Origin of the sequence: Maribacter sp., from assembly GCF_039974175.1 — a bacterium.
GTDB lineage: Bacteria > Bacteroidota > Bacteroidia > Flavobacteriales > Flavobacteriaceae > Maribacter_C.
Genome location: NZ_JBDWJN010000013.1, coordinates 395,544 through 418,639 on the forward strand (window position 1 = coordinate 395,544; position 23,096 = coordinate 418,639).

The 23,096-nt window shown below is 39.8% G+C and carries 19 protein-coding genes; 11 read left to right on the forward strand and 8 right to left on the reverse strand.

Going from position 1 to position 23,096, the window contains the following annotated elements:
* Positions 1-53 precede the first annotated feature (53 nt).
* Complete coding sequence (locus ABJN95_RS19105) at positions 54-1,070, reverse strand: glutamine synthetase beta-grasp domain-containing protein (protein ID WP_348372825.1); 1,017 nt, start codon at positions 1,068-1,070, stop codon at positions 54-56.
* A 213-nt stretch (positions 1,071-1,283) separates the two neighbouring features.
* Between ABJN95_RS19105 and ABJN95_RS19110 the strand changes: the two genes are divergently transcribed.
* The 7 genes from ABJN95_RS19110 to ABJN95_RS19140 are packed head-to-tail and all read left to right on the forward strand — an operon-like array spanning position 1,284 to position 8,202.
* The gene (locus ABJN95_RS19110) at positions 1,284-3,470 is read left to right on the forward strand and encodes a glutamine synthetase III (protein WP_348372828.1); all 2,187 of its coding nucleotides are present in this window, start codon (positions 1,284-1,286) and stop codon (positions 3,468-3,470) included.
* Positions 3,471-3,528: 58 nt separating this feature from the next.
* On the forward strand, positions 3,529-4,707 hold the full coding sequence (locus ABJN95_RS19115; RefSeq protein ID WP_348372829.1) for an AIR synthase related protein: 1,179 nt from the start codon (positions 3,529-3,531) through the stop codon (positions 4,705-4,707).
* Between the two features lie 50 nt (positions 4,708-4,757).
* Positions 4,758-5,201 carry a Rieske 2Fe-2S domain-containing protein gene (locus ABJN95_RS19120; protein WP_348372832.1) on the forward strand — a complete coding sequence of 148 codons (444 nt, stop codon included), beginning with the start codon at positions 4,758-4,760 and terminating at the stop codon, positions 5,199-5,201.
* 18 nt (positions 5,202-5,219) lie between these two features.
* Positions 5,220-5,654: a thioredoxin family protein gene (locus ABJN95_RS19125; protein ID WP_348372834.1), complete on the forward strand. Its 435-nt coding sequence runs from the start codon at positions 5,220-5,222 to the stop codon at positions 5,652-5,654.
* Complete coding sequence (locus tag ABJN95_RS19130) at positions 5,651-6,646, forward strand: FAD:protein FMN transferase (protein WP_348372836.1); 996 nt, start codon at positions 5,651-5,653, stop codon at positions 6,644-6,646. The genes ABJN95_RS19125 and ABJN95_RS19130 overlap by 4 nt, the downstream gene beginning before the upstream one ends.
* Before the next feature lie 10 nt (positions 6,647-6,656).
* Entirely contained in the window at positions 6,657-6,866 is a 210-nt protein-coding gene (locus ABJN95_RS19135; protein ID WP_348372838.1) for a DUF4266 domain-containing protein, read from the forward strand.
* 58 nt (positions 6,867-6,924) lie between these two features.
* Positions 6,925-8,202 carry a DUF3570 domain-containing protein gene (locus ABJN95_RS19140; protein WP_348372839.1) on the forward strand — a complete coding sequence of 426 codons (1,278 nt, stop codon included), beginning with the start codon at positions 6,925-6,927 and terminating at the stop codon, positions 8,200-8,202.
* Here the strand turns inward: ABJN95_RS19140 and ABJN95_RS19145 are convergent.
* On the reverse strand, positions 8,183-8,848 hold the full coding sequence (locus ABJN95_RS19145; RefSeq protein ID WP_348372841.1) for an ABC transporter ATP-binding protein: 666 nt from the start codon (positions 8,846-8,848) through the stop codon (positions 8,183-8,185). The two genes, ABJN95_RS19140 and ABJN95_RS19145, sit on opposite strands and share 20 nt — an antisense overlap.
* Positions 8,849-9,214: 366 nt before the next feature.
* Here ABJN95_RS19145 and prfA point away from each other — a divergent pair, with 366 nt between their 5' ends.
* Both prfA and pyrF read left to right on the forward strand, forming a co-directional pair.
* The gene (gene prfA, locus ABJN95_RS19150) at positions 9,215-10,291 is read left to right on the forward strand and encodes a peptide chain release factor 1 (protein WP_348372843.1); all 1,077 of its coding nucleotides are present in this window, start codon (positions 9,215-9,217) and stop codon (positions 10,289-10,291) included.
* Positions 10,292-10,353: 62 nt separating this feature from the next.
* Positions 10,354-11,175: an orotidine-5'-phosphate decarboxylase gene (pyrF, locus tag ABJN95_RS19155; protein ID WP_348372844.1), complete on the forward strand. Its 822-nt coding sequence runs from the start codon at positions 10,354-10,356 to the stop codon at positions 11,173-11,175.
* Here pyrF and ABJN95_RS19160 read toward each other — a convergent pair whose 3' ends face one another.
* Positions 11,176-11,364 (reverse strand): hypothetical protein, encoded by a 189-nt coding sequence (locus tag ABJN95_RS19160; RefSeq protein ID WP_348372846.1) that lies wholly within the window; start codon positions 11,362-11,364, stop codon positions 11,176-11,178.
* 229 nt (positions 11,365-11,593) lie between these two features.
* On the opposite strand from ABJN95_RS19160, the gene ABJN95_RS19165 reads away from it, so the two are divergent.
* Complete coding sequence (locus ABJN95_RS19165) at positions 11,594-12,436, forward strand: alpha/beta hydrolase (protein ID WP_348373222.1); 843 nt, start codon at positions 11,594-11,596, stop codon at positions 12,434-12,436.
* Positions 12,437-12,515: 79 nt separating this feature from the next.
* The gene (locus ABJN95_RS19170) at positions 12,516-12,989 is read left to right on the forward strand and encodes a hypothetical protein (RefSeq protein ID WP_348372848.1); all 474 of its coding nucleotides are present in this window, start codon (positions 12,516-12,518) and stop codon (positions 12,987-12,989) included.
* A gap of 70 nt (positions 12,990-13,059) precedes the next feature.
* On the opposite strand, the gene ABJN95_RS19175 is transcribed toward ABJN95_RS19170, so the two are convergent.
* The 5 genes from ABJN95_RS19175 to ABJN95_RS19195 form a co-directional block, all read right to left on the reverse strand.
* The gene (locus ABJN95_RS19175) at positions 13,060-14,439 is read right to left on the reverse strand and encodes a RagB/SusD family nutrient uptake outer membrane protein (RefSeq protein WP_348372849.1); all 1,380 of its coding nucleotides are present in this window, start codon (positions 14,437-14,439) and stop codon (positions 13,060-13,062) included.
* A 16-nt stretch (positions 14,440-14,455) separates the two neighbouring features.
* Entirely contained in the window at positions 14,456-17,482 is a 3,027-nt protein-coding gene (locus tag ABJN95_RS19180) for a TonB-dependent receptor (RefSeq protein WP_348372851.1), read from the reverse strand.
* Between the two features lie 294 nt (positions 17,483-17,776).
* The gene (locus tag ABJN95_RS19185) at positions 17,777-18,472 is read right to left on the reverse strand and encodes a hypothetical protein (protein WP_348372852.1); all 696 of its coding nucleotides are present in this window, start codon (positions 18,470-18,472) and stop codon (positions 17,777-17,779) included.
* A 95-nt stretch (positions 18,473-18,567) separates the two neighbouring features.
* The gene (locus ABJN95_RS19190) at positions 18,568-19,977 is read right to left on the reverse strand and encodes a RagB/SusD family nutrient uptake outer membrane protein (RefSeq protein ID WP_348372854.1); all 1,410 of its coding nucleotides are present in this window, start codon (positions 19,975-19,977) and stop codon (positions 18,568-18,570) included.
* Between the two features lie 12 nt (positions 19,978-19,989).
* On the reverse strand, positions 19,990-23,007 hold the full coding sequence (locus tag ABJN95_RS19195; protein WP_348372856.1) for a TonB-dependent receptor: 3,018 nt from the start codon (positions 23,005-23,007) through the stop codon (positions 19,990-19,992).
* Between the last annotated feature and the right edge of the window lie 89 nt (positions 23,008-23,096).

The window sequence follows — 23,096 nt, forward strand, 5'->3', positions numbered from 1 at the left end:
AACCGCTTTTGAAGCGAATCAAAAGCGGTTTAAATTACAACAATTAATGTCAGCTATACTTTTGCTGATTTAACGGTTTTAACAATTCTTCCTGCAATTTTATACGGGTCACCGTTAGAAGCTGGTCGACGATCTTCCAACCAACCTTTCCATCCGCTTTCTACGGTTGCGATTGGAATACGAATAGAAGCTCCTCTATCTGAGATACCAAAGCTAAATTCATCGATAGATTGTGTCTCGTGATCTCCTGTCAAGCGTTGATCATTAAATTCACCATAAACAGCAATATGTTCTTTGACCACTGGACGGAAAGCCTCACAAATTTTTTCGTAAGTCGCTTTGTCTCCACATGTTCTTAAAGTTGTGTTGGAGAAGTTGGCATGCATACCAGAACCGTTCCAATCCATATCTCTTCCTAGTGGTTTTGGATGGTATTCAATGTAATAGCCATATTTCTCTGTAAGACGATCTAACAAGTAACGAGCCACCCAGATTTCATCTCCAGCTTTCTTTGCACCTTTTGCAAATAGTTGGAATTCCCATTGTCCGGAAGCAACTTCCTGATTGATCCCTTCAAAATTGATTCCAGCAGCGATACATAAATCCGCATGCTCTTCAACCAAATCTCTACCGTGTGTGTTTTTACCACCGACGGAACAATAGTACATGCCCTGTGGTGCAGGATAACCACCCACTGGAAAACCAAGCGGTAATTGGGTTTTGGTATCCATTATAAAGTATTCCTGCTCGAAGCCGAACCAGAAATCGTTGTCATCATCATCAATGGTTGCTCTACCATTTGACTCATGAGGTGTACCGTCTGCGTTTAACACTTCGGTCATTACTAAATATGCATCTTTGCGAGCCGGATCTGGAAAAATAGCTACAGGCTTTAATAGGCAATCTGAAGCTCCACCTTCAGCCTGTCTTGTTGAACTTCCATCGAAAGACCACATCGGGCAATCCTCTAATTTACCACCAAAGTCATTCACCACTTTGGTCTTACTTCGCATATTTTGCGTTGGGAAGTATCCATCCAACCAGATGTACTCTAATTTTGTTTTACTCATAATTTTAGCCGTTAATTATTCCATTTTTAAAAAGACAAACAAAAATAATTTTTTTCATCAATTAACCTACTTTTAAAGGGGGTAATTTTATCAAAAGTTATTATTATTGTCTTTAGCCCTAATTTTTCTAGGGTAAATTGTGAAATATCTATTATTTGATGGTAATTTTGTCATATTATTAAGGAATTACTGATTTTCTAAGAACAAAGATTTATGGCTACAATTCGATTTGAGGCTATTGCGGAAAGCCAAAGCAGAATCCGTATCAATATTGAAGATGAAGGAAGACGTTCAACGCTCTTTGCCAAGAATGTTTTTAATGAGGAGCGTATGCTTCAGTATTTGACTAAAGACGCCTTAGAAAGCGTGCAAAGTGCCATATTTTCGGGCTCTAAAATCGATCGTAAAATTGCCGATCAGGTAGCAGAAGCCATGAAAGGTTGGGCCATTACCATGGGGGCAACGCACTATACTCATTGGTTTCAACCCTTAACGGGTTCTACGGCTGAAAAGCACGATGCCTTTTTAGATTTATTGCCCGACGGTAGAGCACTGGAGAAATTTGGAGGCAGACAGTTGGTACAACAAGAACCCGATGCTTCTAGCTTCCCAAGTGGAGGAATTCGCAATACATTCGAGGCAAGAGGCTATACCGCCTGGGATCCTACCTCACCTGCTTTTATCTATGAAACTACCTTGTGCATTCCAACCATTTTCGTTTCGTATACGGGAGAGGCCTTAGACAATAAAGCGCCGCTTCTTAGAGCATTGCACGCTGTAGATGAAGCGGCAACCGCTGTTGCGAAATATTTTGACAAAAATGTTACCAAAGTCAGCGCCACCTTAGGTTGGGAACAAGAATATTTTTTGCTTGATAAAGCACTAGCTAACTCAAGACCAGATATTAGTCTGACAGGTCGAACCCTAATAGGTCAAACTGCGGCGAAAGGGCAGCAGTTAGATGACCACTATTTTGGAACCATCCCCGGTAGGGTTTTGAGTTTTATGAGTGATTTGGAAAAAGAATGCACCAAATTGGGCATTCCGGTAAAGACACGCCACAACGAGGTGGCGCCAAATCAATTTGAATTGGCCCCTGTTTTTGAAGAAGCTAATTTGGCGGTTGATCACAATCTGCTTTTGATGGATGTGATGGATAAAATTGCAGATAGGCATAGTTTTAAGGTGTTGTTTCACGAAAAGCCTTTTGCAGGTATCAATGGGTCTGGCAAACACAATAACTGGTCTTTGGCTACCGATACCGGAGTGAATTTATTGAGTCCTGGTACTACCCCGATGAAAAATTTACAGTTTTTGACGTTTTTCGTGAATACGATTAAAGCAGTAGATACCTATGAGGAACTATTGCGTTCTTCTATTGCATCTGCCGGAAATGACCATAGGTTGGGCGCAAATGAGGCACCGCCAGCCATTCTATCTATTTTCATTGGAACGCAGTTAAGTCGGGTTTTAGACGAGTTGGAAGGGGTGTCAAAAGGTAAATTGTCACCAGAGGAAAAAACAGAACTAAAATTGAATGTGGTAGGCAAGATTCCTGAAATTCTATTAGACAATACCGATCGGAACCGAACATCACCCTTTGCATTTACGGGTAATAAATTTGAAATACGCGGCGTAGGTTCTAAGACAAATTGCGCCAAACCGATGACTATTTTAAATACCATAGTCGCCAAACAGTTAATCGCCTTTAAAAAAGAGGTTGATGTCTTGATAGACAAGAAAAACTTAAAGAAAGACGAGGCGGTTTTTAATGTGCTTCGAGAGTATATAAAAACTTCCAAGAGAATTCGATTCGATGGCGACGGATACAGCGATGTTTGGGAAAAAGAGGCTAGAAAACGAAAACTTAGCAATAACAAAACCACCCCGGAAGCCCTTAAAGTACTAACCTCAAAAGAGAGTTTAGAGCTTTTCAAGTCGATGAAAGTGATGAGCGAAATTGAGGTGAAAGCGCGCCAAGAAGTAGAGCTGGAAGCGTATATTTTGCATCTGCAAATTGAAGGACGGGTACTTAACGAATTGGTTTATGGGCACATCATACCCGCAGCTATTGAATATCAAAATACGCTTATTCAAAATGTCTTGGGCCTGAAAGAAATTTACGGTGCCGCACATAAAAAACTCTCCGAAGGACAATCGAATATCATTGAGCAAATGGCCGAGTACCTAGTTGCGCTAAAAAAGAATACTGATGCGATGACGGAAACACGAAAAAAGGCAAATAAACTAACCGATAGTCATAAAAAAGCGGTGGCGTATGCCGAAAATGTCAAACCTTATTTTGATGAAATTCGCTACCATTGTGACAAGTTAGAACAGCTGGTAGACGACCAAGTTTGGCCATTAACAAAGTACCGTGAACTTTTGTTTATAAAGTAGGCCCAACTACAACCGCAGATTTCAGCAATTCACTTACTTTTGACACAAAAATCGAAGCATGAGTTCAACCCATAGTGAAAGATATAACCAAAGAGGTGTTTCTGCCTCCAAGGAAGACGTTCACAATGCCATTAAGAATATAGATAAAGGGTTGTTTCCTAAAGCCTTTTGTAAGATTGTACCCGACTATTTGACCAACGATGATGCTTATTGTTTGATAATGCATGCCGATGGTGCCGGAACAAAGTCTTCTTTGGCCTATATGTATTGGAAGGAAACAGGCGACATTTCTGTGTGGAAGGGAATCGCGCAAGACGCCCTGATTATGAATATTGATGATTTAATTTGTGTAGGTGCAACAGATAACATTATGCTTTCCTCCACAATTGGGCGTAACAAGAACTTGATTCCAGGGGAAGTGATTTCTGCTATAATCAATGGTACCGAAGAACTGATTTCCGACCTTAAAAAACATGGAATCACCATTCATTCTACGGGGGGCGAAACTGCCGACGTTGGCGATCTGGTACGTACGATTATCGTTGACTCTACGGTTACAGCACGAATGAAGCGTAGCCAGGTTATCGACAATGCGAATATTCAAGCGGGAGATGTGATTGTTGGTTTGGCATCTTTTGGCCAGTCAACATACGAAACAGCCTACAACGGTGGAATGGGAAGTAACGGACTCACATCGGCCAGGCATGATGTGTTCTCAAAATATTTGGCTGAAAACTATCCGGAAAGTTACGATGCTTCCGTACCTGAAGATTTAGTGTATTCTGGCAAGATCAAGTTAACCGATGCTATCGCCGAATCTCCATTAGATGCTGGTAAGTTGGTATTATCGCCAACACGCACCTATGCTCCCATCGTCAAGAAAATCCTCGAAAAATATACATCCGAAGACATACATGGTATGGTGCATTGTAGCGGAGGTGCACAAACCAAGATTCTTCATTTTATAGACCAAAACCATATTGTAAAAGACAACCTGTTTCCTGTTCCACCCTTGTTCAAATTAATTCAAGAACAGTCGGGCACAGATTGGAAGGAAATGTATCAGGTTTTTAATTGCGGACATCGCCTTGAATTATACGTCAATGATGCTGTGGCACAAGATTTGATTAGCATATCGGGCAGTTTTGGCGTTGATGCCCGAATTATTGGTCGTGTAGAAGAAAATCTTACGAAAAAACTTACGATAAGAAGTGAGTTTGGAACCTTTGTCTATTAGGGCATACGAATCATCCGAATACTGCGTTTTGTATAGTAAATATTGGTACTATGGAAAGAAAGCAGTTTTTACGAACCTTGGGCGCAGGTGCGGCTTTTGCACTTGCTTTTCCTTGTGTTCACGGATGCTCTAAAGATGATTCCCCAAACGGAAACATTGTAGAAGAACCCACAGGGGTAGATTTTACAATCGATTTGACCTCTGCTGAGGCGGCTAATTTGGCAACAAACGGTGGCTTTATACTGAAGAATTTAGTTGTGGTGGCTCGAAATCTTGAAGGGCAGTTGATTGCCGCTAGTCAGGTTTGCAGTCATGAGGCCTACGACCAAGTTAGATTTGTAGATCAACAAGGGGGTATTTTTTATTGTGATGTACATGGTTCACGTTTTGAACAGAATGGAACACCCTTGAATCAAGTAGATGCTAACCCCGCAAAAGCATTAAAAATATATAATATTGAACTTACCGGAGATATGCTTCGGGTCTTTGAATAGTTATGTAACAAATTTGTTTTGAAAATAGTTGCCCCGATACTTAGCCTTTTTTTTTCCATTTTTGCCCTTGGGCAAGACTGGAAAGAAAACTATGCTGATGCCTTGACTTTGTCTGTCGATGAAAACAAACCAATTGTCTTGGTATTTGCTGGATCAGATTGGTGTGCTCCCTGTATAAAGCTCGATAAATCGATTTGGCAATCAGACGAATTTAAAACGTATTCAAGCGCAAATTACATTCTCTACAAAGCTGATTTTCCAAGAAAGAAGGCGAACCGATTGGCTGTCGATCAAACAAAACAGAATGCTGCTTTAGCCGAACGTTTCAATCCCAAGGGCCATTTTCCTTTGGTTGTTGTTTTAGATTCCACAGAAAAAGTCTTGGGCAAGATGGGGTATAAAAAAATTAGCCCGCAAGCGTATATTTCACTTTTAAACAACTGTCTTAAGTGAAAATCCTTATCACGATACTTTTAAGTTTTCTTACCCTCACTGGATATGCACAGGAGCGTGAATTGGTTACCGTAAAGAAGACGCTAAAATTGATGGGGAGCAGATTTAGTATCACCGTAGTTTCACCAAGTGAGGAACTGGGTCACATCAATATTGAGGAGGCTATTGCCGAGATTACGAGAATTGAAAGAATGATCTCGTCTTGGAACACCGATTCGGAAACCTATCTTATCAATAAAAATGCGGGAATTAAACCGGTAAAGGTAAGTCTCGAACTATTCAGGTTGATTGAAAGATGCAAGGTGATTTCTGTACTTACCGACGGCGCTTTTGACATCTCCTATTCTTCGATGGATAAGATTTGGAAATTTGATGGAACGATGACTGAAATGCCAACAGCCGAAAAGATCAAAAAATCTGTTGAGAAAGTGGGTTATGAAAAAATCATACTAAATAGCGAGAAGCAAACCGTTTTTCTAAAGGAAAAGGGAATGAAAATTTCCTTCGGTGCAGTTGGTAAAGGATATGCCGCAGACAAGGCAAAGCAATTTTTGGTCTCCAGGCAGGTTGCAGGTGGTATTATCGATGCGGCCGGAGATCTTTCTACCTGGGGAACTGATGTGACTGGAAAGAAGTGGGTTATTGGCATTGTGAATCCGCTTGCCAAAGACAAAATCGTTTCTTGGTTACCCATTGTAGAATCCTCGGTTGCGACTTCTGGTAACTATGAAAAGTATGTGACCTTTAAGGGCAAACGTTATTCTCATATTATAGATCCAAGAACGGGTTATCCATCTTCGGGTATACGTCAAGTAACTGTTTTTGCAAAAGAGGCGGAGGTATGTGATGCTTTGGCAACTGCGGTATTTATAATGGGAAAGGAAGCCGGACTTTTTCTCATAAATCAGCTTGATGGTGTAGAGGTAATTCTTTTTGATAATTTTAATAAGGCGCACAAGAGCGATGGCATTTTGTTTGATAGAGATCCGTAACTTTATACATATGAAAAAAGTACTTCTTATATTATGTTTGGCTTTAACCTCGGTGTCTTGTGTAGCGGTAAAAGAATACGAAAAAGTGTATCTCAATGATGAGGAAATGCTATTGTCGGCCAAGGGCATGGAGCGTTTTGAAACCAACTTCCAGATTTACCGTGAAGCAGCTGCAGGGGCAAATGGCGGAAAGAGTGGGGGAGGCTGTGGTTGTAACTAACACAAATTGCAAATGTTCTAACTTCAAAAAAGTCTTTTCTAATTTAAGAATCCCATCTTTGAAACAGTTTTTACTTTTTAATTTTCTTTTGATAGCTTTCGCGGGCTTCTCCCAAGAGGATACTGCGTATAAAAAAAGGGTCTTAGAAGCTTCCGAAATAGACTTGTTGTTTAGCTATTATGGTCAAGATGGCCAGAATGCAGCGGTAACCGGTGGGGCAGGCACCGAAGAATTGACCGACGCTACCTCGAGTATAGTAGTGCGAATTCCGATTGGTGAAGATGACATCATAACTGTTGACGCCGGCATATCGGCTTATACTTCTGCATCTTCAAGCAATGTAAATCCGTTTGATGGTGATGCGAATCGCAATGCGAGTCCGTTTAGTGCTTCCTCAGGAGCATCTCGTCAAGACGTACTTGCGCATTTTAGTCCAGCGTACTCGCACAGTTCTGATGACCGCAATTCAATTGTTACGGCTAAGGCTTACGTTTCTGCAGAGTATGATTATTTCTCTGTCGGATTTGGTGGAGGCTATACCCGATTATTTAATGAAAAGAATACCGAACTTTCGATTAATGCCCAAGTGTATTTAGACAAATGGAACCCCCAATACCCCATAGAATTGAGAGATGGATTTTTTGATTCAAGAATTATGGGAAATGGAACCTACGCTCCGAACTTCAACGCTTTTGAAAAAGAAACTAGAAACTCCTATTCCCTGTCTTTAAGTGTTTCTCAAATCTTAGGCAAACGCCTACAAGGAGCTGTTTTTATGGATGTGGTTACCCAAAATGGATTATTGAGCACTCCTTTTCAGCGCGTATATTTTGGTGACACCTCGAACTTTTTTATTGAAGATTTTCAGTTGGCAGACGATGTAGAGCGGCTCCCCGACACCCGTTTTAAAATACCCATCGGTGCACGACTGAATTATTATTTGAGCGATCGATTTATTCTACGAACTTACTATCGCTTCTACACCGATGATTGGGGAATTACGGCACACACGGCCAACCTTGAGATACCCATAAAATTAAGTGACCGGTTTACGATATATCCTGTTTATCGCTATTATACCCAAACTGCTGCCGATTACTTTTATGCCAAAGATGTGGCACAGTCTACCTTTGATTTCTACACTTCAGATTATGACCTGTCGGCATATGATGCCAATCAATACGGAATGGGAATTCGCTATAAAGACATTTTCGCAAAGGCAAAGATTTTTACTTTCGGCTTGAAGACCTTAGACCTGCGCGTTAACAAATACGATCGCAGCGATGGGTTGAATGCATTTATTGTTTCTTTGGGTACTACCTTTGTTGGAGATTAAAATTGATGTATCCCTCATTTTCTAAATCAACTTTTGATTGTATAAATTTTGAAGATCCATTTTTTAATAGATAAATGGTATCGCCTAGATCTAAAATTTCACGATAGAAATGATCCGTAACGAGTATTGCAGATTCTTTTTTCTTTTCCTGAATCATAAGTTTGAACTTTTCTACATATGTAGGTGCTACGAAAGAAAAGGGTTCATCTAAAAGAATTATTTCCTTGCCGGAATTTAGGATAAGATAGGTTTCAACAACGCGAAGCTCACCAGAGGAAAGCTCAGACGTTTTACTATCCGCATAGCTTGAAAAGGAATCAAATTGACCAATAAAATCATGCCAATCCACACGAAATAAAGCGAATGCTTTCCTTACCTTAAGATTGCCCGGCAGCAATTTGTGCTGGGGTAGATATGCAATGCTATTGGTAGTGAACAGTTTTGTTTTTAGATACTTGCCATCTATGCGAATGTTTTTATATTTTGGATTTAGATCTCCGAAGAGAATTCGCAGCAAACAGGTTTTACCACTGCCATTCCTTCCTAGAATCCCTGTTACTTTCCCGGTTTCAGCTTTTAGGTAGACCCCATAAAGAATTTTCTTCTGGTCAAAGCTTAGTTCAACGCTGTCGATTTCTAGTATCAAAATTGGTTTAGCGTTAATACTAGAACAATAGTAATTACGGTATCTAGGAAAAAAGAAGTTATAAATAATATGGTAGAGGAAATTCCGAAGTTTTTATAAAAAATCAATTTTTGTTTTAAGCTGGGTTCGACATGGGAGGCAAACAAAATTCCGATGAGGAAAAATTTCAGGGTGATGATTAATGATAATGACATTTTTAAGAACAGAAAACCGAAGGTGATCAGCAAGAAAGTAATCAGAAACTTTCTGTAAAAATGAAAACCGAGTTGAAGTGTTTTGAAATTGAAAATATGCTGCATCAAATGGTTGCGATATCTTTAAATGTACAAATTTATCGTAAATTCGCACTCCAAGTGACACCAGATTATGATTGACAAATTAAATATTGTAAAGCAGCGTTTTGATGAGGTTTCAGACCTGATTATTCAGCCTGATGTTATCTCAGATCAAAAGCGCTATGTGCAATTGACAAAGGAGTATAGCGATCTGAAAGATCTTGTAGCAAAGCGCGATCAGTATATCGAACTTACCAATAACCTAGAGGAGGCAGAGGAAATCATTGCCGATGGTAGTGACCCTGAAATGATAGAAATGGCCAAGATGCAATTGGAGGAAGCGAAAGAAGGTATCCCAAAATTAGAGGAAGAAATCAAGTTTATGTTGATTCCCAAAGACCCTGAAGATGCCAAGGATGTCGTTATGGAGATACGAGCGGGTACAGGAGGAGACGAAGCAAGTATTTTTGCAGGAGACCTTTTCCGAATGTACACCAAATATTGTGAATCGAGAGGATGGAAAACCAATGTGATCGATTTAAGCGAAGGCACAAGTGGTGGGTACAAAGAAATTCAGTTTGAAGTAAGTGGAGCGGATGTCTATGGAACACTCAAATTCGAAGCTGGGGTTCATCGCGTACAGCGTGTACCTCAAACGGAAACTCAAGGTCGTGTGCATACTAGTGCTGCGACGGTGATGGTGCTTCCTGAAGCTGAGGATTTTGATGTGCAAATCGACCCGAAAGACGTTCGAATTGACTTTTTCTGTTCTTCTGGTCCGGGCGGACAGTCGGTAAACACTACGTATTCTGCGGTTCGGTTGACACACGTTCCTACAGGGTTGGTGGCGCAATGCCAAGATCAAAAATCGCAGCATAAAAACAAAGACAAGGCTTTTAGGGTTTTGCGTTCGCGTTTGTATGATTTAGAACTTGCTAAGAAGCAGGAGGAAGATGCGGCCAAACGAAATTCTCAAGTAAGTAGTGGAGATCGTTCTGCGAAAATTAGAACCTACAACTATGCTCAAGGTAGGGTGACCGACCACCGTATCGGACTTACGCTTTACGATTTGCAGAATATCATAAATGGCGATATTCAAAAAATTGTCGATGAACTTAGTTTGGTAGAAAACACCGAAAAGCTGAAAGAAGCCTCAGAGACATTTTAAATTAATATTACATCAGTTGTTCCGTTCGATTCTCTCGACGGCGCTTAAGGAGACATCTATTTATGACTACAGCGGCCTTAGTAGAACAAATCAATAAAAAACAATCTTTTCTCTGTATTGGTTTAGATACTGATTTGGATAAAATTCCCCCTCATTTACTAGAAGAGGAAGATCCGATTTTTGCTTTCAATAAAGCAATTATTGATGCTACGCACCATTTGTGCGTTGCTTATAAACCAAACACAGCCTTTTACGAAGCTTACGGAATTAAAGGTTGGAGGGCTTTGGAAAAGACAATAGAATACTTGAATACAAATCACCCGAGCATATTTACTATTGCCGACGCAAAGCGCGGAGATATCGGAAACACTTCAACGCGATACGCAAAGGCTTTTTTTGAAGATTTAGAGTTCGACTCGGTAACCATCGCTCCCTATATGGGCAAGGATTCTGTAGAACCATTTTTGGCGTTTAAAAATAAACATACCATACTTCTTGCCTTGACTTCGAATCAAGGGGCCTACGATTATCAAACCAAGATGGTTGGTGAAAAGGAATTGTATAAAACAGTAATAGAAACATCGCAAACATATGCGAATGCTGAAAATTTGATGTATGTAGTTGGTGCTACCAAAGCTAGCTACTTATCTGAAATACGAGAATTGGTTCCCAACAGTTTTTTACTGGTTCCTGGAATTGGAGCGCAAGGCGGTAGTTTAGCGGAGGTATGTAAATACGGAATGAATAGTCATGTAGGATTGCTCATAAATTCCTCTAGGGGAATAATCTACACTTCAAATAACAGCGATTTTGCGGAGGCCGCTGCAGCTAGTGCAAAAAAGATTCAAATGCTAATGGCTGAGGAATTGGGGAAGCTGAAATGATTATACCAGATTCTCTAAAATCTTTTTGATTTTTTGAGCTTTAATTTCAAAATACTCTACAAGTTTTGCGTCGTTGATGCTTGATGCCCTATCCATAAAATTTTGGTATTGATACTCCAAAAGGTGGATGGCCTGTCGTCCGTTGCTGATAGGTGTAACTGCACCTACTCTACAATATTGCTTTTCCATAGTCTTATACTTTGTTCTTATAAAGATACGGGCAGAATACATTTTTAGACGTAAAGGATCGTCATATTTGACTAAAAATCAGTTCTTTTGACGATTTCTTAACACTTTCGCATTGGGCTATTTCATTACAGTTCGTTGATTGTGTTAAATAATCCGTTAAAAGGGAATCGTCTAATAAAAGTTTTTATACCTTGCGATGTTGCCCTTTTTAGCAACAACAGAGAACACTTTGCTAAGCTATACCACATATCTCCACCAAGAATCCAATGTTTGGGTGACTTTCGTGCATGGCGCCGGGGGAAGTTCTTCCATTTGGTTTAAACAAGTGCGCGAGTTTCGAAAGCACTTTAACGTACTACTATTAGATTTGCGTGGGCATGGCAATTCGAAACCTTCACTCAAAGATGCCTTTAACGATCAGTATACCTTCGACTCCATTACAGATGATATTGTTGAGGTCATAGATCATCTTAAAATCAAGAAATCACATTTTATCGGCATTTCCTTAGGTACCATCCTCATTCGAAATATAGCCGAGCGTTATCCTGATATGGTTGAAAGCATGGTTATGGGCGGAGCCATAATGAAGCTTAATTTTAGATCACAGGTTTTGATTCGCTTGGGAATTATTTTCAAGTCAATCGTACCCTATTTATGGCTTTACAAATTTTTTGCTTTCGTGATCATGCCCAATAGCAATCATAAAGAGTCACGACTACTTTTTGTAAGGGAAGCCAAAAAGTTGTATCAGAAAGAATTTATCAGATGGTTCAAATTAACGGCTGAAATAAATCCGTTGCTGCGCTTTTTTAGAACTGCCGATATTAAAATTCCCACACTATATGTGATGGGAGGAGAAGATTACCTCTTTTTGCCATCGATCAAAAAAATAGTAGATAAACATACGCAATCAAGTTTAATCACCATAGAGGATTGTGGACATGTTGTAAATGTTGAACAACCACAGATATTCAATCGTTTGGTTATAAATTATGTAGCTGACATTAGTTGGGAATCCATTCTTGTTCAGAAGACATTGAAACAGCAAAAAGCATTGCTGTCTAAGGTATAGTCTTTTTAAGTTTTCATGTATTTTTAGACACTACAATCCTTACAAAGAGATGTTAAAACACGTACTAATTTTTACTTTTATGTTCTTGAGTCTATTGGTGTCAGCCCAATCAGATTCATGCGCTTGTTGTACAGAGCATCACAAGGCTTTCGATTTTTGGGAGGGCAAATGGGAGGTTACGAATTCCGATGGCACTATAGCTGGAACAAATACCATCGAAAAGATTCAAACGGGCTGCATACTCAAGGAGAATTGGACGGGTTCAAGCGGTTCAACAGGCACAAGCCTGAATTTTTACAATCTACAAACAACACAGTGGGAACAGCTTTGGGTGGATAATTCTGGAAGGCATTTGAAGTTACAGGGAAATAGGGTAGGTAATAAAATGATTCTCTCTTCCGAAGAGTTTACCCATACCAATGGCAAGCAGTATCGCAACAGAATTACATGGACATTGAATGCAGATGGAAGCGTACGTCAACTTTGGGAGATATTGGAACAAGATAACGTAGTCAACATCGCCTTTGACGGTTTGTATAAACGAATTGAATAAGCCACCGCAGGATTAAAAAAAAGCGACCAGTTCAATTGAACTGGTCGCTTTTTTTTAATAAGATTTGAATTTAATTGTACCCTGGGTTTTGTTCTAACAAAGGATTTCTATCACGTGCAGATTGTGGAATAGGAAATACCAACTTGTTGTCATCCCAAGAAAGCGTTCCAATATTGCGTTGTGTTCTTTTGTAATCGTGCAGTGTAAAGCCTTCAAAAGCCAATTCCAATTCTCTTTCGTTTAAAATCAAATCAAGGGTCAGCGCACCTAATGCTGGGGCAGAAGATCTTGCACGAAGTGCGTTGATTTCGTCTAAGGGTGCTAGCCCCACTGATGAATTCAATCTGAAATTACACTCTGCACGAATCAAATGCATTTCGGCAATTCGAACTGGAGTTGCATTTGCAAACTGTCTAACATGTTTCGATGTTAATAACAAACCGGTACTCACACCTTCTCCGGGATAGGTGAAATTTCTTCTTTGATCTGCATCAGAATCAAACTTGTCGAGATATGCCTGTGTAATGGCAATATCTCCTCCACGACCTCCAAGAGCCTCAGTGGCATAATGCGTATTTGAAATATTGGTACCTTCTTGTTGTGTAATCACCCAAGAGTAAATTGTCTCCGAAGGATTGTCATCTGTATCGAATGCTTCGGCAAAGGTAGCGGTTAAACTGTGTCCACTGTTTTGCAATATGTTGTCAGCGGCATCTCTTGCCCCGGTGTAATTGCCTTGTTGTAAATATACTCTTGCCAAGATCGCCTGTGCGGCGTATTTATCTGCGCGAGCGCCATTGTCATCTGGTAATTTGGCAAAGGCATCGGTAAGGTCGGAAATTACTTGGGTATAAACCTCCTCAACAGTGTTTCGTTCGATTCTGATGCTTACATCAGGCGGTGTAAGTATGATAGGAACTCCTAGTTGCGAATTGTTGCCCGCAGGGTTATATTGCTGCCCAAAAAAGCGAACCATATCAAAATATACAATTCCTCTTAAGAATTTCGCTTCGCCCTCCACACGATCTCTTTCTGCAGCGTCATCAAACTTATCTAGATTGGCTAAGACTGTATTTACATGTCCCATAATCGCATAGCTATCGCTGTATATATTCAAGGCTCCGGTGTTATTGTTGATCAGTGCCTTATTGAATATATCCCTTAGATAATCGAAGGTACCGTTCCAACTTACTTGATCGGTATTTCCTAGTAACTCAGAAGAGATATTTAGATAGCCGCTATAATTACCATTGTAGAGCGGGGCTAGGTTATCTGGGCTTGTATTTCTACCAATATCATAGGCCGCTAACAAAATCCCGTTTATGTTTTCAGGTGTTGCGGTGGCCGCATCAATGCCAATGCTCTGTTGCGGCTGTAAGTCTAGTTCCTTTTCGCAGGATGCAAAAACCAGTAAAAGGAGTAATGAGATTGAAAATTTTATATGTTTCATTTGTTTTATTTTTTGTTTAGAATGAGAGATTGAGCCCTAAGGTATAGACCTTTGCCGGTGGAGAAGAATAAAAGGTGCTTCCCACGTTGGTATTGGTATTGCCATCATCGTTGGATGATTCAGGATCATACCCTCTATAATCGGTTATGGTAAGTAGGTTTAAACCGGAGACATAAACACGTACCCTACTCAATCCTATGCGTTCAAGCGCTTGATTAGGTAATGAGTACCCAAGGGTCAAGTTTCGTAAACGAATGAAGTCGGCATCTTGTAAATAGCGTGTGCTAGTTGAATGTCCATTGTTAGTAAAAAGGCGCGCCTGAGGAACATCGGTTATGTCACCAGGGTTTTGCCATCTGTTATTGTAAACGTATACATCTTGGTTATCGAGGCCATTACCAAAACCAGTTTCTTGATACTGCCCGGCATTGTTGTATAATTGCGCGCCCCATTGGCCTTGAAAAGTGAACGAAAAATCAATGGTCTTATAATTCAAATTGCTCGAAAAACCTCCAATAATATCAGGGTTTGGATTGCCTACAACAACCCGTTCAGCTTGTGAAAAATCATTGGTCACCCCTTTGTTCAACGTACCGTCGGCATTTTCGGTATTCAAGACAAACTCCGCATCTCCAGTTTGAGCGTTAACCCCAGCATACTCTACCATAAAAAAGGAATTGATGGGTTCACCCTCTCTAAGAATGTTTCTACCTGTTATTTGATCTTCGGCATTGGGTAAACTGGTGATTTCATTTTTGTTTGTTGCGAAGTTGAAACTGGTCTTCCAAGTAAGATTCTCTGTTTGAATGTTGGTAGTATTCAAAACAAATTCAAATCCGCTGTTCTCTAGGTTACCAATATTTTGAAGTACTCGAGCCGAAGGAATTTGCGCTTCAAAAGGTACTCTGGTGAAAAACAAAAGATCCTTGGTTTTTTTGACGTAATAGTCGATTTCACCGCTTATTCTATTGTTAGCAAAACCAAAGTCTAAACCAAAATTGGTTTGTTCCGTTTCTTCCCATTTTAAATCGGGATTTTCTCCTTGCGTAAATTCAAGTCCTGACTGACCGTTGTAATTGGTTCCTCCATAGAGCCCTAAACTTGGAAAGTTGGTAATAGGGGTGTTACCATTGATACCCCAACTCGCGCGGAATTTTAGTAATGACAAAACGTTAGATTCTTTGAGGAAGTTTTCTTGCGAAACGATCCATCCTAATGATCCTGCTGGAAAGTATCCAAAACGATTGTTGGAACCAAAACGCGATGAACCATCTTGACGTATACTTGCCTTTAAGATGTACTTGTTTTTGTAATCATAAGTGGCCCGAGCAAAATAGGATATTTGTGCCCAGTTCGAAAAAGTTCCTGTACCTGCTGAAATTGTGGCAGCGCTCGAAACGGATTTAAAATTATCAGTGGGAAAACCGTCTCCCGTTACTGAAGTGGCGCGATTTTTAAAGCGCGTGTAGTTAGCTCCCAGAACAAAATCTACATTTGAATATTCGCCAAAAAGTTTGTTGAAGGTCAAATAGTTGTTCGTAGAGATAATCTCGGTACCGTCGTCAGAAGCGAAAGTCTGGCCGTTGGTAGATTGAAAAGGAGCTAATCTTCCTGTATTTCTATCAACTGTTTGATTGAGATAGTCATACCCGATTTCTGATTTGAATTTTAGTGATTCATGCAGTGTTAGTTCTGCAAAGAACTTCGTTAGCAGTCGACGTCTTTTGGTCAAACGGAAAGAATGTTTGTCTTGAAGTAAGAAGTTTGCATACAGCGTATTCCCGTTTATATCTCCATCTAATAAATTTACTGGTGAGGTGGGCACTTGAGCTATAGCCTGCAATGGTGTGGTAAAAGAATTGTCCCCCGAAATTCTGTCAATTACCGTGCTGCTATAGCCCAAATTAAGCCCTACATCTAACCAATCGTTAACGTTATGGTCGATGTTAGACCGCATACTTATACGCTCTAAACTGTTGCCGCGAACAATACCTTCAGAATCGTTATATGATGCGGATAAAAAGCTTTTCGTTTTTTCGTTGCCTCCAGTAAAGGAAATATTGGCATCTTGTACGAAGCTGTTTTGAAAAGCTTCTTCTTGCCAATCGGTATCTAGATTTCTATAATCTTGATCTCCTTGATAGCGCTGTAATCTGGTATCTACCCATGCATCAGATTCAGCCTGATCAGCAAAAAAGCCGCTATTTAAAGCAGATTCTTGGAGCAGTTCGATATATTGTGAGGCGTTTAACCAGTCTCTTTTATTGGTGGGTTCTCCATAACTTGACGATAGATCTATCGAGATGGTCGATTTTCCTTCCTTACCTCTCTTTGTAGTAATCAAGATAACTCCATTTGTTCCTTTTGCACCGAATATTGCTGTTGCCGAGGCATCTTTCAAAATATCAATAGATTCGATATCGTTTGGATTCAATGCTAAAAGCGGATTTAAATTTGATTGAATCGATGAGATATTGTTGTTGTTCATCTCAATACCATCGATTACATACAGTGGTTCTTGCGAAGCGGATACTGATGAAAGACCACGTATGATTACCTTAACCCCACCTTCGAGCTTACCATTTATCTGCGTGATTTGAACCCCTGGTGCCTTTGCGACCAAAGAACTCTGTAGGCTAGGCGTTGCAATACCTCCGATTTGGTCCGAATCGATTTTCGCAATATTGTCAGTTAATAGCCTTTTTGATTGTGTACCGAAACCTACTACCACAACCTCTTCAAGTTGTGATGCATCTTCCTGCATGGTAACACTAATGGTATTGGAGGCGCCTACCGTACGTTCAATAGTAGTTTGCCCCAAATAAGAAAAAACCAAAATTTCTCCCGCACTTGCGCTAATGGCATAGTTTCCGTCGAAATCTGATTGTGTTCCGCGTGTAGTTTCCTTAACAAGTATATTAACCCCAGGTAAGGGTACATTATCTTGATCTGTAACAGTTCCTGTAATTGTTTTTTCTTGTGCTTGTACTATAGAAATTAGTAGAAATAAAAGCATGCACAGCCATCTACATTTTTTTTTCATTCTTTTTGAGTTTAAAAGTTGTTTTTGAGTGTTGCTATAAATTGCAACCCTGAATTATTTTGATAGCTAATTCAAATAATTACCCTAAAAATTGAGACAGAAGTTTCTTTTAGAAGTAAAGTGTTCAGGGTTGCTTTATAGTTTTATTAGTCATTCTTAAGATCAAAGAAAGTGGGTATTAACGTATTGTTAGGAAATGCTTATAAACGTTTCCTTTTCCGATGAAAGTTTACGCTGAGTTTACAATTAAAAAGAGGGGGACAAGCCTTGAATAGATCATGCTGCGGCAACGAACTAATTGCGTTCATAGTAGAAATTCATAATTTTGATGATGTCTTCGGTGCTGTTCATTTTCAACCCCTCCTTTTTAATGTATTTTTCCATTGGTTTGGTCTGCTTTTCAAAAAGATTAGAAAGGTTTTTCTTTTTTTTTGGAAACTCCAATAGCCCTGTAGATTTTAGCTTAGGATCGGTAATATAAAATAGTGTACGTCCTCTCTTGAATTTTGCAGGTAAATCTTGCTCATAACTACTTTTTGCTTTTTTAGCAGCGGTATAGATAATCCGTTCTTTTTGGTACAGTGCAAACTTTTTAGAGACATAAAGTTTTTCAAAAAACGAAATACCACTCGTTCCATCTTCGTTGCTAAACGAATGCGTTTCGTAGGTTTGGTCAGAACCATTGAGCAGTTTAATGGAATAGCTATACGCATTGGAGAGGGTCAAAATCTTGTCCTCGTCTTTCAGTTCGATTGTACTTTCTACCGCATTAAAACGTACGAACTGTGTTTCTTCAATTCCATTTATTCGCGCAGGTGCAAATTCCTCATTTAGGTATGGAGAACCTTCTGCTTCAGCGTCATACTTAGGCTTGTTAGTGCCTACATAAAAAACCAATTCATTCAAACTTCCATTATTAACCTGTTGTATTTGTGCGGAAACAGAGGTGCCAACAACTGCCAAAACAAGAACTAGATATTTTAATTTCATAACCTATTTTTTTATTACACTTATAACACAAAGGCCACCAAACAAAAATTCGTCGGGTGGCCTTTTCTCTCTATTTTGCACTAACTATTAAGAGATTAAAAATTACCTGGGTTTTGAGTAATGTTGGGGTTATTCGTAGTTTCATCTTCTACAATAGGAAAGATGACCTTATTTGCTCCAGGTGCAGAAACTGCTCCATTATCTGGTCTTAGGTTTAGATTGTTTCGTAACAAATCCATTCTTCGATGACCTTCAAAACACAATTCTTTTCTTCTTTCCAGGAGTATGGCATCTAAATCCACAGTAGTTAAAGCTGTCAAACCAGCCCTTGTTCTTAATAGATTGATGTCGTTTAACGGTGAATCACCTACAGCGGTTCCATCTTGGAAGTTGGCCTCAGCTCTGATCAAATACATTTCGGTCATTCTCAAAACCATACCATCAGAAGCATTGTTCACCACATCTGGATATTTTGTGGTAAAAAAGGTGTCGTTACCTCCCGCATCTGAAGCTGCAGCAGACAGTTCGTCAAATCTTCTGTCTCCTGCCTCTGCAGCAAAAGCATCTATAAGGTCTTGACTAAAGGGGGCATCACCTCTTCCACCGGGCGAGGGATTGTAGAAGTTAACATAGGTTTCGTCTGAACCCGCATTTTCCTGTGGGCCATCAGTAGGTGTATTGACTACTACAAAAATGTTTTCAGAAGAGCCCGGATTGGCATCATAAAAATCATAATTTGCCGCAAGCGCATAGTTACCTGAGCTTATGACCTGATCTGCAAAATTAGCAGCGTTTGCCCAATTTTCTCTATATAAGTATAGTCTTGCCAAGAGAGCTCTCGCAGCTCCAGCCTCCGCTCGAAGCCCATTTTCTTCGGGAAGTGCGGCTATAGCATCTAATAAATCTTGTTCAATAAACGCATGTACTTCATTAACCGATGAACGTTCTAACTGGAATTCAGCAATATCTCCCCCTTCAAAAGGTTTGGTAACTAAAGGAACGCCAAGGTTAGATCCTGTTGAAAATTGATAGGGTTGTGCGAACAAGTTTACCAATTGAAAATAGGTAAGGGCTCTTAAAAATTTGGCTTCCCCGATGAACCGTGTTTTATCCTCATCTGTCAATCCGGTTACCTCTGTTACTTCTGGTAGGTTTACGATAATACTGTTTGCCGCACCTATTAGTTCATAACCATCCAACCAAATATTATCAATGGACGTATTTGTAGCTAAAGTTGCAAATTGGTCTACCTCCTGAAGAGATGGAAAACTACCCACAAAATTAACATTGTCTGACATAAAATCTGACATCAGTTGTGCCATTCCATTTAAATCACCACTTTGGTTCTTACTATAAATACCCACAACTGCGCCATTAATGGTAGCGAAACTGCTGAATACCGTGCTCGATGCAACATTATCTTCAGGAATTACGTCAAGTCGATTTTCACATGAAAATATCAAGGCAAAACTGAAGAGAAATACTATTTTTTTATATGTTTTCATTGCTTTATTTTTTTAAAATGTTAATCTGGCTCCGAAAGAATACGACTTCGCTTGCGGCGCAGTAAAGAACGACTCGCCTTGGAATAATGGATCTATATCATCAGTTACCTCCGGATCTATTCCTTTCATTTCGTCTGACTTTATGGTGAATAGATTAGTTGCTGTCGCATAAAAGCGCACTCCTTTAAAAATACCTCCTAAGTTGTCTAATGTTTTTTGACTTAAACTGTAGCCTAAGGTGATGTTTTTGAATCTGAGATAAGAAGCGTCTAATTGTTGTTGCGTAGATCGCTGATTGAATAAATTAAATGTAGAACTAGTGGGACTTGGTAAAAAGGCATTATCACCAGGTTGTCTCCAAAAGTTTAGATTTTGCTTCCTAATATTAACAATACCACCAATGGCATCATTACCATCAGCGAATCGAAGTCCGTCAATAACAACATCATTGCCGTAAGAATAGTTGATTAAAAAAGATAGATCAAAATTCTTAAAATTAATGGTATTAGTCATACCCCCTGAAAAATCTGGTAATGGACTACCGGTAACAACACGATCTCCCGTACCGGGATTTGTAGTTACATTACCATCAACATCAAGCCACTCTGCATCTCCTGTTTGTGGATTTACACCAATGTATCTAATCAAGAAAAAGTTGTTCAACGACTCTCCTTCGATGGCACGCTGTATAGGCCCATCGATAATTCTTCTACCTTGTGCATCTGTTGCAGCATCGGCGTTTAGCGTAAGAACTTGGTTATTGATAGTCGTTAAATTGAAGTTGGTTCTCCATCTAAAGTTTTCCTTATTGATGTTCACGGTGTTTAGCTCAAACTCCCACCCAGAATTTTCCATTTCGCCAATATTTCGGCTGATAGAAGCAAAACCTGTTTGAGGGGGTAAAACCTGGTTCAGCAAGAGATCACTTGTGGTTTTTTTAAAGTATGATGTATTGAAGGTGATCCGGCCTTTTAGAAAGGTAGATTTGAATCCGATATCTAGGGTTTCACTTTCTTCCCATTTAAGATCTGGGTTGGCTGGTTGATTGGGTATAACTCCTGATTCACCGTTATAATCTCCTATTGCCCCTGCGTTAAACAACCCTAATGAAGGGAAGGTACCCAAGCGGTCGTTACCCACAGTACCTAAGCTTGCTCGAATCGATAGGTAGTCAAAGAAATTTAGATCTTGAATAAAAGATTCTTCCGAAAGAACCCATCCGGCGGCGGCTGACCAAAAATATCCGAAACGATTGTTGGCTCCAAATCTAGAAGACCCATCTCTTCGAATAGAACCCTCAACGAGATATTTCCCTTTATAGTCATATGACAGTCTTGAAAAAAGTCCAAATAAATGCGATGGAAATCGATCCCCATTAAGAACTGTAGGTGTTGATCCTGATCCTAAATTTCGCAGTCCGTCAGTCAAAAAACCAGTTGATGAAACGTTCAGCCTTGTTCTTAGGGTTTCTTCGTAGTTCAGCCCCAGTAAAATATTTACACTGTGATCCTCTCCTAAATTCGGAATGTAATTCAGGGTTTGATTGGTCAACCATCTTTCTTCTCTAACGCTCACCACTTGGGCCAAACCACCGGGATTATTAAATGCTGCTTCTCTAGTGGTTTCTTCAACACTTAGTCGGTCTAAACCAAATTCGGAGCGCCACTTGAGCCCTTCAAAAGGGGTGATTTCAGTGAATGCGTTTCCAATTACTCTAAAGGTTTTAAGTTCACGCTCATCTAAAGCAACTCGAGCAAATATGTTCGGAATAAAAGAACCTGATTGCACGAAATTACCTTCGTCATCATACGCAGGAACCACAGGACTTTGTAAAAAGGCGGTCGTAAAAGGGGCGTCAATCTCATTTTCAATAAAAACACGTGCCAATCTGTTGTTGGTAATACCTAGATTCATACCAGCCTTTAACCAGGGTGTGACATCGGTATCTAAGTTAATACGTGCTCCAGCTCGTTGCTGATCATTTCCAATTATAAAACCTTGTGCATCTTGATAATCAAGGCCGAAAAAGAACGAAGTTTTTTCGCCACCGCCACGTACACCGAGATTATAATTTTGAGAGATACCTGTACGTTGAACTCCCCCTAACCAATCTGTGCCGCCAGAACCTAATGCTCCAAGCCCTAAATCTTCTGGAGAAGTTGGCGTGCCATTTTGTAGCGTAGCAACATCCGATTTAAACTGACGGAATTCATCTGCAGTCAGTATTTCAGGAACATCGGTAGATTCTGAATACTGGCTACTTACATCTAGGGTTACCCTGGTTTCAGAATTTCTTTTCCCTTTTTTCGTAGTAATTAAGATTACTCCATTGGCGCCTCTAGATCCATAAATTGAAGTTGCCCCTGCATCTTTCAAAACTGTAAGCGATTCGATATCATTAGGATTTACATAAGATAGTGGGTTGATGTCAGTATTACCACCACGGTTTAATGTATTACCTTCGGTATCAGTAATAGGAACACCGTCAATAACAATCAACGGTTGACTACCAGAATTAATGGAATTCACACCACGCACTCTTATTACGGCAGCAGACCCTAGTACACCTGAGGCGTTTACCACTTGAGTTCCAGCACTCTGACCTTGCAATAATTGATCTGCGGATACTACCTGAAGGTTTTCTATGGCTGCCTCCTTAACCAAGGCAACGTTTTGAATAATTTTCTTTTCTTGCTGGTTTCCATAACCGATAACAACAACCTCTTCAAGTGCCTCCGCATCTTCTTGCATTTGAACATTTAAAGTATTAGATTCTGTTATTCTTCGTTCAATTGTACTTTGACCTAGATACGAAAAGACTAAGACGTCTCCCGTACTTGCTTGAATTTCATAATTGCCATCAAAATCAGACTGTGTTCCATTTGTAGTCCCCTTTACCAGAATGTTGACTCCGGGCAGGGGTACATTTTCCTGATCGGTAACAGTTCCTGTAATTGTTTTTTCTTGCGCAAATCCCATCGATAATGATAGGCATAAGAGTATGCACAACCAATTGCATTTTTTTGTCATAATAGATTTATTTTTAATTAGTCATTAAGCATGACCAAAAATGTAAAGTGTAGCCTTAGTGCAACAGCTTTTTAACTGACGGTATATTC